13 protein-coding genes are annotated in these 12,852 nt (G+C 71.0%); 9 read left to right on the top strand and 4 right to left on the bottom strand.

Annotated features, from left to right (window positions below; genetic code table 11):
• Positions 1 to 33 precede the first annotated feature (33 nt).
• On the top strand, positions 34 to 726 hold the full coding sequence (lipB, locus tag SM418_RS14245) for a lipoyl(octanoyl) transferase LipB (RefSeq protein ID WP_371941048.1): 693 nt from the start codon (positions 34 to 36) through the stop codon (positions 724 to 726).
• Between the two features lie 36 nt (positions 727 to 762).
• Here the strand turns inward: lipB and SM418_RS14240 are convergent, their stop codons facing one another.
• Positions 763 to 1,263, bottom strand: coding sequence for a DUF1877 family protein (locus SM418_RS14240; RefSeq protein WP_371966073.1), 501 nt, complete (start codon positions 1,261 to 1,263; stop codon positions 763 to 765).
• Between the two features lie 194 nt (positions 1,264 to 1,457).
• Between SM418_RS14240 and lipA the strand changes: the two genes are divergently transcribed.
• Positions 1,458 to 2,384, top strand: coding sequence for a lipoyl synthase (gene lipA, locus SM418_RS14235; RefSeq protein WP_371941050.1), 927 nt, complete (start codon positions 1,458 to 1,460; stop codon positions 2,382 to 2,384).
• 45 nt (positions 2,385 to 2,429) lie between these two features.
• Positions 2,430 to 3,125 (top strand): DUF4191 domain-containing protein, encoded by a 696-nt coding sequence (locus tag SM418_RS14230; RefSeq protein ID WP_371941051.1) that lies wholly within the window; start codon positions 2,430 to 2,432, stop codon positions 3,123 to 3,125.
• Positions 3,126 to 3,238: 113 nt separating this feature from the next.
• Here the strand turns inward: SM418_RS14230 and SM418_RS14225 are convergent, their stop codons facing one another.
• Positions 3,239 to 3,727 carry an RDD family protein gene (locus SM418_RS14225; protein WP_371941052.1) on the bottom strand — a complete coding sequence of 163 codons (489 nt, stop codon included), beginning with the start codon at positions 3,725 to 3,727 and terminating at the stop codon, positions 3,239 to 3,241.
• Positions 3,728 to 3,883: 156 nt separating this feature from the next.
• On the opposite strand from SM418_RS14225, the gene glnA reads away from it, so the two are divergent.
• The 4 genes from glnA to SM418_RS14205 all read left to right on the top strand — a co-directional run bounded on the left by glnA (position 3,884) and on the right by SM418_RS14205 (position 8,738).
• The gene (gene glnA / locus SM418_RS14220; protein ID WP_371941053.1) at positions 3,884 to 5,308 is read left to right on the top strand and encodes a type I glutamate--ammonia ligase; all 1,425 of its coding nucleotides are present in this window, start codon (positions 3,884 to 3,886) and stop codon (positions 5,306 to 5,308) included.
• Positions 5,309 to 5,420: 112 nt separating this feature from the next.
• Positions 5,421 to 6,005, top strand: a complete 585-nt coding sequence (locus SM418_RS14215) for a Fic family protein (RefSeq protein WP_371941054.1) — start codon at positions 5,421 to 5,423, stop codon at positions 6,003 to 6,005.
• 241 nt (positions 6,006 to 6,246) lie between these two features.
• Entirely contained in the window at positions 6,247 to 6,462 is a 216-nt protein-coding gene (locus SM418_RS14210; protein ID WP_371941056.1) for a hypothetical protein, read from the top strand.
• Between the two features lie 140 nt (positions 6,463 to 6,602).
• Positions 6,603 to 8,738 (top strand): DEAD/DEAH box helicase, encoded by a 2,136-nt coding sequence (locus tag SM418_RS14205; RefSeq protein ID WP_371941057.1) that lies wholly within the window; start codon positions 6,603 to 6,605, stop codon positions 8,736 to 8,738.
• Positions 8,739 to 8,767: 29 nt separating this feature from the next.
• On the opposite strand, the gene SM418_RS14200 is transcribed toward SM418_RS14205, so the two are convergent.
• The gene (locus SM418_RS14200; protein WP_371941058.1) at positions 8,768 to 9,595 is read right to left on the bottom strand and encodes an alpha/beta fold hydrolase; all 828 of its coding nucleotides are present in this window, start codon (positions 9,593 to 9,595) and stop codon (positions 8,768 to 8,770) included.
• Positions 9,596 to 9,751: 156 nt separating this feature from the next.
• On the opposite strand from SM418_RS14200, the gene SM418_RS14195 reads away from it, so the two are divergent.
• The gene (locus SM418_RS14195; protein ID WP_371941059.1) at positions 9,752 to 10,144 is read left to right on the top strand and encodes an OsmC family protein; all 393 of its coding nucleotides are present in this window, start codon (positions 9,752 to 9,754) and stop codon (positions 10,142 to 10,144) included.
• On the opposite strand, the gene SM418_RS14190 is transcribed toward SM418_RS14195, so the two are convergent.
• On the bottom strand, positions 10,141 to 11,616 hold the full coding sequence (locus SM418_RS14190; RefSeq protein ID WP_371941061.1) for an alpha/beta hydrolase: 1,476 nt from the start codon (positions 11,614 to 11,616) through the stop codon (positions 10,141 to 10,143). The two genes, SM418_RS14195 and SM418_RS14190, sit on opposite strands and share 4 nt — an antisense overlap.
• Positions 11,617 to 11,941: 325 nt before the next feature.
• On the opposite strand from SM418_RS14190, the gene SM418_RS14185 reads away from it, so the two are divergent.
• Positions 11,942 to 12,823: a phosphatase PAP2 family protein gene (locus tag SM418_RS14185; RefSeq protein WP_371941062.1), complete on the top strand. Its 882-nt coding sequence runs from the start codon at positions 11,942 to 11,944 to the stop codon at positions 12,821 to 12,823.
• The last annotated feature ends 29 nt before the right edge of the window (positions 12,824 to 12,852 follow it).

Here is a 12,852-nt window from a genome sequence, read left to right as displayed (position 1 = left end):
GCGACCGGCCGGTCCGCGGCATAAGCTGGCCGGGTGAGCGATGTGGACGTACGCGAGCTGGTGGTGGTGCACGCGGGGTTCGGCAATGCGGCCGTCCCCTTCGAGGCGGGCTGGGAGCTGCAGAAGCGCACCCACGCGCTGCGGGCGGACGACGCGATCCCCGACACCGTCCTGCTGCTGGAGCACCGGCCCGTCTATACGGCGGGCAAGCGGACCGAGGCGCTGGACCGGCCGTTCGGCGACCCGGGGGCCCCGGTCATCGACGTCGACCGCGGCGGCAAGATCACCTGGCACGGCCCCGGGCAGCTCACCGGCTACCCGATCGTCCGGCTGCCCGACCCCGTCGACGTCGTCGGCTACGTGCGGCTGCTGGAGCGCATGATGATGGACGTCTGCACCGATCTCGGCCTGAAGACCGTCACCGTGGAGGGCCGCAGCGGGCTGTGGGTGCCCGGCTCCCCCGACCGCAAGATCGGCTCCATCGGGGTCCGGGTGGCACGCGGCGTGACGATGCACGGCTTCATGCTCAACTGCGACAACGACATGGGCTGGTTCGACAAGATCGTCCCCTGCGGGATCCGGGACGTCGGGTCCACCAACCTCAGCCGGGAACTCGGCCGCGACGTCACCGTCGCCGAGATCGTCCCGCTGGTGGAGCGGCACCTCGCCGCGGCGATGGGCGCGGCGGAGACGTTCCACCGCACCACGGCCCAGCTGGGCGTCTGACGTCCGGGCCCGCTCGGCGTCCGACGTCCGCGCCGCTCACGCCATGACCTTGTAGACGGCCTGGCCCTCGGCGGCGGCGGCGTTGAAGAAGTGCCCCAGCGCCTCGTAGGCGGGCTTGAAGAACCTGTCGCGGGCGGCGCCGTCGAGCCTGCCCGCGTCCTGGACCCCTGCCCTGACCATCGCCACCGGGTCGTACCGTCCGGCGAGCTCGCCGAACGGTGTGGAGGCCAGGTGGTCGGCGGTGGGCTTGACCCGGTCCGGCGCCAGGTAGATGACGTCCATGCCGAGCTCGTCGGCACCGTCCTCGGTGAGCAAACGGCCGCCGCACACGACGTCCGACTCGGGCTGGCGCCCCTCCCACGGGTCGCCGGTCACGAGGTAGTGCATCGCCTGCCACGCCCAGCCGAGCTCGAACAGTCCCGACGCGCCGCGGCGGCGCCAGTCGGCGGCACCGAAGATGCGGCGGGCGACGCGGCCGGGATCCGGCTCCCCCTCCAGCACCGGCGGCACCCTGAGGTACGACATTGCCAGACCCACTGCGGTCCTCCTGCTTACGCTTTTGCGTGACGACAGGGAGTCACCCTAGAGAGATCCACTGTTGGAGATGGCCGAAACACGCTAATCCGCCAGCCGAACGGGGTACTGTCATACGTTCGAGATCGCTCCGATACGCCTTTGAGGCCCCATCGGCCGGGTGCCGCCACCGCGGATCGGGACGTAGTCTGGGACGCGTGACGACGGTGACACCAGAGGGGCGCAAGCTCCTGCGCGTCGAGGCGCGCAACAGCCAGACCCCCATCGAGCGCAAGCCCGACTGGATCAAGACGCGGCTGAAGATGGGCCCGCAGTACCGCGAGCTCAGCGGCCTGGTGAAATCCGAGGGCCTGCACACGGTGTGCCAGGAGGCCGGCTGCCCCAACATCTACGAATGCTGGGAGGACCGGGAGGCCACGTTCCTGATCGGCGGCGACCAGTGCACCCGGCGCTGCGACTTCTGCCAGATCGACACCGGCAGGCCGCAGGCGCTGGACCGCGACGAGCCGCGCCGCGTCGCCGAGTCCGTCGCCACGATGGGCCTGAAGTACGCGACCGTCACCGGCGTCGCCCGCGACGACCTCGAGGACGGCGGCGCCTGGCTGTACGCCGAGACCGTCCGGCAGATCCACGCGGCGATCCCCGGCTGCGGCGTCGAACTGCTCATCCCCGACTTCAACGACGTTCCGGAGCAGCTCGCCGAGGTCTTCTCATCCCGGCCGGAGGTGCTGGCGCACAACGTGGAGACCGTCCCGCGGATCTTCAAGCGGATCCGGCCCGGGTTCCGCTACGAGCGCTCCCTCGACGTCCTCACGAGGGCCCGCGAGGACGGTCTGGTCACCAAGTCGAACCTGATCCTCGGCATGGGCGAGACCCGCGAGGAGGTCTCGCAGGCGCTGCGCGACCTGCACGAAGCCGGCTGCGAGCTGGTCACGATCACCCAGTACCTGCGGCCGACCCCCCGGCACCACCCGGTCGAGCGGTGGGTGAAGCCGGAGGAGTTCGTGGAGCTGTCGGCGGAGGCCGAGGAGATCGGCTTCGCGGGCGTCATGTCCGGGCCGCTCGTCCGGTCCAGCTACCGCGCCGGCCGCCTCTACAAGCAGGCGATCGAGGCGCGCGCCTAGCCGGGGTTGTCGGGTCGGGCGGCCGACCCGACTATCCTTGGATTCATGTCGAAAAAGCCCACGGACGGGGCCCAGGAGCGTCCGGGCCGTCTCAAGCAGATCCGCATGGTCGCCCAGGTGCTGCGCCAGGCCGACCCGAAGGCCCTGCCGATCGTTTTCGCGTCGGCGATCGGCACCCTGGTCGTCGCCGTCGTCATCGGGCTGATCTTCGGCCAGCTGTGGTTCTTCATCCCGGTGGGGATCCTGGCGGCGCTCGCGGTCGGCATGATCGTCTTCGGCCAGCTGGCGCAGCGCGCCCAGTACAAGGTGATCGCCGGGCAGCCGGGCGCGGCGGCCGCGATCCTGAAGAACATCCGCGGCAACTGGACGGTCACCGAGGCGGTCAGCGGCAACCGCAACCTCGACATGGTGCACCGCGCGGTGGGCCGTCCCGGCGTGGTGCTGGTCTCGGAGGGCCCCCGCGGCCGCGTCGGCCCGCTGCTCGGCGCCGAGAAGAAGCGCATCTCCCGCGCCGCCCAGCAGGTGCCGATCTACGACGTGCAGGTCGGGGACGACGAGGGCCAGATCCCGGTGGACAAGCTCCAGCGCCACCTGATGAAGCTGCCCCGCAACCTCACCAAGGGGCAGGTGGCCGAGTTGAACGACCGGCTCCAGGCGCTCCCCCGGTCCATGCAGATGCCGAAGGGCCCGCTCCCGAAGGGCGCGAAGATGCCGAAGGGCCCAAAGCCGAAGATGCGCTGAGGAAATTGCGGAAGCGCCCCTTCGGGGGCGCTTTCTCGTTTCCGGGCGGACGTCCACGCCGCCTAGATGTTGACGACGTCTAGATAATGACGACGTCTAGATAATGACGGCGCCTAGATGTTGACGACGATCGTGTTGCTCGCGCGGTCGTGCATGCCCCGGTAGTCGCGGTCCCAGAACAGGGCTGGCAGGACGAGCAGGAGCAGCGCCGTCCTCGCCAGGGCCCAGCCGAGCCCGACCGGCCGTCCGTCCAGCCGCGCGACGCGGATGCCGCAGAGCCGCTTGCCGATCGTCACGCCGAGCAGCGCGGTCAGGACCCACGCCTGGAGCCCGAAGATGACCAGCGTCCACATGCTGCGTTCGGAGGGGTCCCAGCCGAGCCCGCGCGCCAGCAGGCTCGCGACCAGCATCGACAGGGCCCAGTCGAGGAACAGCGCGACGAGCCGCCGGCCGTAGGAGGCGACGGCTCCGCTGCCGCTCTCCGGCAACCCGAGCCGCTCGCCGGGCCGGCCGAGATCGGCTCCCGCCGCCCCCGCCCCGCTCAGCCACGTCTGCGTCCACCGGGGCCCGGCCGCCTCCCGCCGCCCCTTGCCACTGCTCATGGCCTCTACGCTATCCCGTCCGCCGAGGGGTTCCGCCGCGCGTCCCCGGCACCGGCCCGGAGTGACGCGTAACACAGCGGAAACATACGAGACACGGCCGGGAAACCGCGCCGCCGTAGCTTTTCCATAAGCCGAGACGCGCCCTGAGGAGGCCGGATGTTCAGCAGCGCCGATGAGGTCCTGAGCTACATCAGGAACGAGGGTGTGCGATTCGTCGACTGCCGTTTCGTGGACCTGCCCGGCAAGATGCAGCACTTCACGTTCCCGGTGGAGAGTTTCGGCGAGAGCGTCTTCACCGAGGGGCTGATGTTCGACGGGTCGTCCGTTCGCGGCTTCCAGGAGATCCACGAGTCGGACATGCTCCTGCTCCCGGACCCGACCACCGCCGTCGTGGACCCGTTCCGGCAGCACAAGACCCTGAACCTCAACTTCTTCGTCCACGACCCGCTCACGGGCGAGCCGTACAGCCGCGACCCGCGCAACGTGGCGAAGAAGGCGCAGGACTACCTGCGCGGCACCGGCATCGCCGACACCTGCTACTTCGGCCCCGAGGCCGAGTTCTACATCTTCGACGACGTCCGCTTCGAGACGAAGCAGAACGCCGGCTACTACTACCTCGACTCGGTCGAGGGCGCCTGGAACACCGGCCGCGAGGAGCCCGGCGGCAACCTCGGAGCCAAGCCCCCCTACAAGGGCGGCTACTTCCCCGTCCCGCCGATGGACCACTACACCGACCTCCGCTCGGAGATGGTGTCGCAGCTGCTGAACGTCGGCATCCACGTCGAGATGCAGCACCACGAGGTCGGCACCGCCGGCCAGGCCGAGATCGACTTCCGCTTCGACACCCTGCTGAAGACGGCCGACCAGCTCCAGCTCTACAAGTACATCGTCAAGAACGTCGCGCGCGCCGCCGGCAAGACCGTCACGTTCATGCCGAAGCCGATCTTCGGTGACAACGGCTCCGGCATGCACTGCCACCAGTCCCTCTGGAAGGACGGCTCGCCCCTCTTCTACGACGAGGTCGGCTACGCGGGCCTGTCCGACAACGCCCGCTACTACATCGGCGGCCTGCTGAAGCACGCCCCGTCCCTGCTGGCCTTCACGAACCCGACCGTGAACAGCTACCACCGCCTCGTCCCCGGCTTCGAGGCGCCGGTCAACCTGGTCTACTCCCAGCGCAACCGGTCGGCCTGCATCCGCATCCCGATCACCGGCTCGAACCCGAAGGCCAAGCGCGTCGAGTTCCGCGTCCCGGACCCGTCCTGCAACCCCTACCTGGCGTTCTCCGCCATGCTCATGGCCGGCCTGGACGGCATCCGCAACAAGATCGAGCCCGCGGAGCCGGTCGACAAGGACCTCTACGAGCTCCCGCCCGAGGAGGCCCGCGCGATCCCCCAGGTCCCCGGCTCCCTGCCCGAGGTCCTCGCGGCCCTGGAGGCCGACCACGACTACCTCCTCGAGGGCGGTGTCTTCACCCCCGACCTCATCGAGACCTGGATCACGATGAAGAACGAGTTCGAGATCGACCCCATCCGCCTGCGCCCCCACCCCCACGAGTTCGAGCTGTACTACGACATCTGATCCACGGAGGCGACAGAGGCCCGGCGGCAGGTGCGGCCGGGCCTCTCGGCTATCAGCGATACACCACTTCATGCTCTTTCCGACCCCTGCGCTCACTTCCGAGGACAGGCACGTGCTCGGCGAGATTGAGCGGAGGCGCGAGTCCCTGCGCCATCAAGTGCGCAACACGCCGTCGAAATGGACGCTGGGACTGCGCAGGTTCCTCACCGCTGACGCCGTCGCAGCGTCCAACTCCATCGAGGGGTTCAAGGTCGTCACTGTCGATGTCGAAGACCTGATGGAAGGCGAGCGCGACGTCGAGGTATCTGAGGTAGACCGAGAGGAAACACTCGCCTACCAGCGAATGATGACCTACATCCAGAGCCTGCATGAGGTCGAGGACTTCGCCTACAGCAGGGGCATGCTCAACGCCCTGCACTGGATGCTCCAAGGGCACCGCCACACCCCGCGCAAGCCCGCCGGCCAATGGCGCCGTGGCCCCGTGCACGTCACCGATGCCGACGACCCGAGCGTCGCCGCCTACACCGCTCCAGATCCGGACGACGTCCCAGCGCTGATGAGAGAACTGATCGACTGGCTCAATGCCGAGGACGGCTCTCACCCGTTGGTCCGGGCCGCGATGGCGCACCTCCATCTGGTGTCCATCCACCCATGGTCGGACGGAACGGCCGTATGTCCCGATCCCTGCCGACGCTGATGATCGGTCGGGAAAGGCGTCCTCGCCCCGGAGTTCTCCTCCATCGAAGCCTGGCTCGGACGAGCCCGGCACACCTGGGCGTACTACGGCGAACTCGCCGGCCGCGGCGCGCATTACCCTCCCGACCGGGAGGTCTCAAGGCCGCCTCGACCGCGCCAGCCGGGTCTGGCGGATCCTGGCAACGTTCACGGAACAAAGCGGCCGAGACGAACGCGTCGTCTCGGCGCTGCACGATGTCGCGATGGCCGGACGCGTCCGGCGCCTGCGCTATGAGCACACGGAGGGGCTCAGCCTTCAGCAGGCCCAGCGAGACCTCCGCGACCTGGTCACGGCTGAGGTACTCACCTCCGTCGGACGCACCCGAGCCCGCTACTACACGGCCGGTCCCCGATTCCCCGAGGACGCACTGGAGATCGCGAGAACTCCGATGACCCTCGTCGACCCCTACGCCATGTAGGAGCGACGGCCGTCCCGCCGCCTCAACAGTCCCGACGCCTTCCAGGCTGGGCATGCGGGGCCTTGGTTTCCGGCAGAACGGGTTGGCGTTCGGGGTCGTGGTGTCGGGGGGCGCTGGCATTATGTCCGCGGAGGGGCGAGATGACGGACGAGGCCAAGGACGTCCTGCGGGGCGGGTACGCGCTGCTGACCGCCGCGCGCGATCTGATCGTCGATCACCGGCGGGCCCTGGCGGACGTGCACGCGGCGCTCGCGCCGTTGCGGGCCGAGGCGGCGCGCAAGCAGCTCGGTTCGATACCGCTGGCCCGGCTGAAGGACGTCACCGACGGGCGCCTGCGGCTCGGGCCGCTGGAGGAGGCCGGGTTCACGAGCGTCGCGGACGTCCTGGAGGCGACGCCGTACCGGCTCCAGCTACTGCCGGGGATCGGGCCGCAGACGGCGCGGCAGCTCCACGCGGCGGCGGCCAGCCTGGCGGACGCGGCGGAGCGGTCGGCGACGGTGCGGATCGACGTCGAGCGGCGGGACGAGGCGATGACGCCGGTCGTCGTCGCGCTGCACCGTCTGGTGAACGCGGGGCCGGAGCTCGCGCGCGCCCGGGCCGCCGCCGGGGAGGTCGACGAGCGGTTCGCGCCGCTGGTGCACGACGCGCGGCCGGCGGCGTCGTGGTGGCGCAGGATCCTCGCGCGGCCGGCGAAGCGGGAGCGGGCGCGGGCGGCGATCGGCGAGCTCGCCGAGGCCCTCGAAGCCGAGGCGCGGCGGGACACCAGGCTGCTGATCTCGCAGGCCTCGGTGGACCTGCTGCGCCCCGACGCCTCCCCGGACGAGGCGTGGATCGACTTCGAGCTGCGCGCGTCCGACTACCAGACCCTGCTGGCCGAGCTGGCGGCGCTGGATCCCGAGCGGGGGGCCGCCGAGGGGTTCCTGCCGGGTGATCTGGCGGCGCGGGTCAAGGCGCAGCCGCTCGACGACGCGTTCCGGCGGGTGTCGCTGCGCGGGTACCAGTCGTTCGGGGCGCGGTTCGCGCTCGCCCAGGGCCGGGTGATCCTGGGCGACGAGATGGGGCTCGGGAAGACGATCCAGGCGATCGCCGCGATCGCCCATCTGCGGGCCGAGGGGGCGACGCATTTCCTCGTGGCGTGTCCGGCGAGCGTGCTGATCAACTGGGTCCGGGAGATCGAGTCCCGCAGCACGATCGCCGCGCATCCGCTGCACGGCCCGGGGCGCGCGGCAGCGCTGAAGCGGTGGTCGGCGGAAGGGGGCATCGCCGTGACGACGCTGTCCACCCTCCACTCCCTGGACGTCCCGCCGGATCTCGAGATCGGGATGTTCGTGGTGGACGAGGCCCACTACGCCAAGAACCACGAGACCCGGCGGGCACGGGCGGTCGCCGAGTGGTGCCGCAGGACCGGCCCGGTCCTGTTCCTCACCGGCACCCCGATGGAGAACCGGGTCGAGGAGTTCCGCAGCCTGGTCGCGCATCTGCGGCCCGAGGTCGCCGAACGGGTCCGGCCGAGCGACGCGGCGATGGGCGCGCGGGCGTTCCGGTCGGCGGTCGCGCCGGTCTACCTGCGGCGCAACCAGCGGGACGTGCTCGTCGAGCTGCCCGAGGTCGTGCACGTGGACGAACTGGAGGAGTTCAGCCGGGCCGACGCGGCGGCCTACCGGCGCGCGGTGGCGGACGGCAACTTCATGGCGATGCGCCGCGCCGCGTACGCCGTCCCGAAGAAGTCGGCCAAGCTCAGCCGCCTGGTGGAACTGGTCGAGGAGGCCGAGGCCAACGATCTGAAGGTCGTGGTGTTCTCCTACTTCCGGGACGTGCTGGCCACCGTCGGCGACGCGGTCGGCCCCGAGGCGCGGGGACCGATCGCGGGCGACACCCCGGTCGCCCGGCGGCAGGAGATCGTGGACGAGTTCACCGCGGAGCCGGGGCACGCCGTCCTGCTGGCGCAGATCCAGGCCGGCGGGGTGGGGCTCAACCTGCAGGCGGCCTCCGTCGTGATCATCTGTGAGCCGCAGGTGAAGCCGACCATGGAGACGCAGGCGGTCGCCCGCGCGCACCGGATGGGGCAGGTGCGGACGGTCCAGGTGCACCGGCTGCTGACGCCGGGCAGCGTGGACGAGCGGATGCTGGAGATCCTCCAGGTCAAGAGCATGCTGTTCGACCGGTACGCGCGGCGCAGCGATCTCGCGGAGCGGACGCCGGACGCGGTGGACATCTCCGAGCAGTCCCTCGCGCGGCAGATCGTCTCGCAGGAGCAGGAACGGCTCGGGACCTAGCGCCCCGGCCCCGAGCCGTCGCCGGTCCGTCAGCCGCGCAGGAATTCCAGCAGGTCCCGGTTGAAGCGCTCCTTGTCGCCCGGGACCAGCGCGATCCCGTGCGAGCCGCCCTCGTAGACCTTGAGGGTGGCGTCGGGGATGATCTCGACCGACTTGCGGGCGGTCGCGTCGATCGGGACGATCTGGTCGTCGTCGCCGTGGACGATGAGCGTCGGGATGTCGAATCTGCGCAGGTCCTCGGTGAAATCGGTCTCGGCGAACGCGGTCACGCAGTCGACGCCCGCCTTGAGGCTCTCCTGCATCGCCATGAACCAGAACGCGTCCCGGTTGCCCTGGGTGGCCTTCGTGCCGGGCCGGTTGGCGCCGAAGAAGCTTTCCGACGCGTCCTTCCAGAACTGCGACCGTTCGGTCAGGATGCCCTGCTTGAACTCGTCGAACGCCTGTGCGGGGACCCCTTCGGGGTTGGCGTCCGTCTGGAGCATCAGCGGCGGGATCGCCGACAGCAGCACCGCCTTGGACACCCGGCTCGTGCCGTGCCGGCCGATGTAGCGGGCCAGCTCGCCGCCGCCCATCGAGTGCGCGACCAGGGTCACGTCCCACACCCCGAGCGCGTCGATCAGGTCGCTCAGGTCGTCGGCGAAGGTGTCGAAGTCGTAGCCGTCCCAGGGCTGGGACGAGCGGCCGTGCCCGCGGCGGTCGTGCGCGATGGCGCGGTACCCGGCGTCGGCGACCGCCTTCATCTGGTCGTCCCACGCGTCGGCGTTCAGCGGCCAGCCGTGGCAGAAGACGACCGGCCGTCCCCGGCCCCAGTCCTTGTAGTAGATCTCCGTGCCGTCGCGCGTCTTGATGTGCCCCATCGGTCCCCCCGAATCGATGACGTCGTGCCTGACGGCGGTTCGACCTGCCGTCCGTCCCCCGGATACCCCGTCCTTCCCCGCGAAACGCCCGGCGGGAAGAACGCCCTCGGCCGCCGTGTTCCCCTGGGCGAACGGCAGGCGATCGAAGGGGATGTCATGGCCGAGGTCAGGGTGGAGCGCACCGGGGACGGGTTCCGGGCCGTCAACGCGAGGGGCGCGGAAGTCGCCGTCGGCGACGGGGACGCCGAGGGCGTCTTCACGCCGGTGGAGCTGCTGCTGGCGGCGCTCGGCGGCTGCGAGCTGGTGACCGTCGAACCGCTGACCGCCCAGCGCGGGCACCGGATGGCGCGGCTCGCCGCGACCGTCCAGGCCGACAAGGTCGCGACGAGCAGGCTGGGCACGATCACGATCACCTACGACGTCGAGCTGCCCGCGGGCGACGGCGAGGCCGAGGACGTCCTGAGGGCCGTGGCCGGGCGCGTCCACGAGCGGTACTGCACGGTCGGCGAGGCCCTCCGCGAGCCGAAGAAGGTCGAGCAGATCCTCTAGCCGCAGACCGTGGCCGGCTCCGGCACGCGGCCGCGCAGGAGGTAGGCGTGCACGGCCTCGCGGACGCAGGGGTCGCCGGTGTCGTAGGCGCCGTGACCGTCCGCCCTGAGGGTGAGGAGCACGGCCCGTCCGCCGAGTTCCCTGGTCAGCGCGGGCGCCCACGCGTACGGGGTGGCCGGGTCGCCGGTGTTTCCGAGGACGAGGATCGGCGCGGCGGACGGGGCCGACACCTCGCGGGCGGCGTCGTCGCCCGGCACCGGCCAGCCCGTGCACTGGAGCAGGCCCCACGCCATGGACGTCCCGAAGACCGGCGAGGCGTCGCGGAACCTCGGCAGCAGCCGGCGGACGTCGGCCGGGGTGTGCCGGTCGGTCGTGTCCGCGCAGGTGATGGCGGTGTTGGCGGCGGACAGGTTGCTGTACGTCCCGTCGCCGGCCCGGCCGTTCCGGACATCGGCGAGCATCAGCAGCAGCGACCCGTCGCGGCGTTTCCGCGCGTCCACCAGGCCCTGCGCGAGGTAGGGCCAGGCGTCCCGGGAGTACAGCGCGGCGGTGACGCCGGTCGTGCCGAGGCTCTGGGTGAGCCTGCGGCCGGACGACGTGGGGAGCGGGTTCCGGTCGAGCGCGGCGAGGATCGCGGCGGTGGACGCGACGACCGCTGGCCCGTCCGCGCCGAGCGGGCACGCCTTGCGGCCGAGGCGGACGCAGGCGGCGGCGAAGTCGCCGAGGGCGCGCTGGAACGCGGCGGACTGCTGGAGCGCGAGGTCCACGCTGCCGATCTCGGTGTCGACGGCGCCGTCGAGGACGGCCCGCCCGACGCCGCCGGGGAACTGGTGGGCGTAGCGGGCGCCGAGCCAGCTGCCGTAGGAGACGCCGAAGTAGTTCAGCTTCTCCTCGCCGAGCGCGATGCGGATCATCTCCATGTCGCGGGCGGCGTTCGCGGTGCCGACGTGGGGCAGCAGTGCGCCGGAGCGTGCCGCGCACTGCCGCACGAAGCCGGCACGGGCGTCGATGTACGCGGTCTCCTCGGCGGTGGTGTCGGGGGTGTCGTCCACGGCGGCGAGCGCGTCCATGCGCCGGTCGCTCGCGCACTGCACGGGGGCGCTGCGCCCGACGCCGCGGGGGTCGAAGCCGATCAGGTCGTACCGGGCGCGGAGGGCGGCGTACTCGCCGGCGCCGCGGGCGAGGGCGCCGACGCCCTCGCCGCCGGGGCCGCCGAAGTTGAACAGCAGCGAGCCGGCGCGGTGCCGCCGCTCGGTCGCCGGCACCTTGACGAGGGCGAGGCCGATCTTCGCGCCGGACGGGGCGGTGTAGTCCAGCGGCACCCGGAGCGTCGCGCAGCGGACGCCGGCGGGCGGCGGGGACGGCAGTCCGGTGCAGCGCTTCCAGACCGGGGGCGGGGCGGGGGGCAGGGCCGGCGGCGGGCCGGCCGCCGCCCGGGGCATGTCGACGATCGTGCGGCGTTGTTCGCTCATTCCGGAGACGGAGATCAGTCCGGAAACGGCCAGCGTGGCCGCGGCCACCAACACAATGCCGGGTATGTCCCCAAACCTAGCCATTCGTCCCTCCGTCATGTCACGGGGGGCGATCATGACCTACCCAGGGCCTTCTATGCTGACTCCTGATCAACTGAACAGGCTCCACGCGAGGGGGAGAGCGCGGCGGAGCCGGCCCGGCGTCCCCGAGGCCCCTCCGCCGAAAGTCCGGATACCGCATCAGGGTCGTACTACTCAAGGCTGAGATGAAGACCATTCATTGCGGTGATCTCATTCGGGGGGCCCGGAGGCAAAGATAGGTAGCATGGCTCAATCCGCCCCCCCAGCAGCCCGCAGAGGCGAGGCCGCCGCGAGAATGCGGCACCGGGTGCTCACCGCGCCACCGGTCTGGCGCGAGCTTCTGCTGGTCGTGCTCTTCTACAGCGGATACACGCTGACGCGCATCGTGCTGGTGCAGGACGGCACGGGCCCGGCGTTCGCCCACGCGGATGAGATTCTGCGCCTCGAACGTTACCTGGGGCTGGACGTCGAACTGCACCTCAACCAGACGCTGCTGGCCGTGCCGTGGCTGGCGCGCACCGCCAACATCTTCTACGCCACGATGCACTTCATCGTGACGCTCGGCGTCGTCGTCTGGCTGTACCGCTACCGGCCGCAGCACTACCGGTGGCTCCGCGCGGCCATCATGATCGCCACCGGGGTGGCGCTGATCGGCTTCTGGCTGTACCCCCTCGCCCCGCCGAGGTTCCTGCACAGCGAGGGCTTCGTCGACCCGGTGACCGCGCTGCACTCGCTCGGCCTGTACGCCAGCGACGCGTCCGGAAGCCTGACCAACCAGTACGCGGCGATGCCGTCGATGCACGCCGGCTGGGCGCTGTGGTGCGGGATCATCCTGGTCAGGCTGGCGTCGCAGACGTGGGCCAAGATCCTCGGCGTGCTGTATCCCGCGACGACGGTGTTCGTGATCCTGTCCACCGCCAACCACTACGTCCTGGACGCGGTGGCGGGGATGGCGCTGATCAGCGGGACCCTGTCGGTGTCGTGGCTGCTGTACACGCGCTGCCCCGTGCCGATCCTCGTCGCGCGGGCCCGCGTCGCGCACCGGCTCGCGCAGCGCACGGGACGCGGCGCGAGCCGCTCCGGGACGGGGTCCCCCGCGTCTCCCTGCCGGGCCACCAGATCCTGACCGGCGTACTACTCCGGTAGTACGCCTTC

The sequence above is a fragment of the Actinomadura chokoriensis genome, assembly GCF_041463665.1.
Lineage (GTDB): Bacteria > Actinomycetota > Actinomycetes > Streptosporangiales > Streptosporangiaceae > Spirillospora > Spirillospora chokoriensis_A.
The sequence above is the reverse complement of the archived record's forward strand: the minus strand, read 5'-3'. Positions and strand labels throughout refer to the sequence as shown.

Bases quoted from the DNA above. Each gene is read 5' to 3' on its own strand.
- SM418_RS14230 (WP_371941051.1), top strand. From the start codon at position 2,430: ATGTCGAAAAAGCCCACGGACGGGGCCCAGGAGCGTCCGGGCCGTCTC.
- SM418_RS14225 (WP_371941052.1), bottom strand. From the start codon at position 3,727: ATGAGCAGTGGCAAGGGGCGGCGGGAGGCGGCCGGGCCCCGGTGGACG.
- glnA (WP_371941053.1), top strand. From the start codon at position 3,884: ATGTTCAGCAGCGCCGATGAGGTCCTGAGCTACATCAGGAACGAGGGT.
- SM418_RS14210 (WP_371941056.1), top strand. From the start codon at position 6,247: ATGGCCGGACGCGTCCGGCGCCTGCGCTATGAGCACACGGAGGGGCTC.
- SM418_RS14205 (WP_371941057.1), top strand. From the start codon at position 6,603: ATGACGGACGAGGCCAAGGACGTCCTGCGGGGCGGGTACGCGCTGCTG.
- SM418_RS14200 (WP_371941058.1), bottom strand. From the start codon at position 9,595: ATGGGGCACATCAAGACGCGCGACGGCACGGAGATCTACTACAAGGAC.
- SM418_RS14195 (WP_371941059.1), top strand. From the start codon at position 9,752: ATGGCCGAGGTCAGGGTGGAGCGCACCGGGGACGGGTTCCGGGCCGTC.
- SM418_RS14190 (WP_371941061.1), bottom strand. From the start codon at position 11,616: ATGAGCGAACAACGCCGCACGATCGTCGACATGCCCCGGGCGGCGGCC.
- SM418_RS14185 (WP_371941062.1), top strand. From the start codon at position 11,942: ATGGCTCAATCCGCCCCCCCAGCAGCCCGCAGAGGCGAGGCCGCCGCG.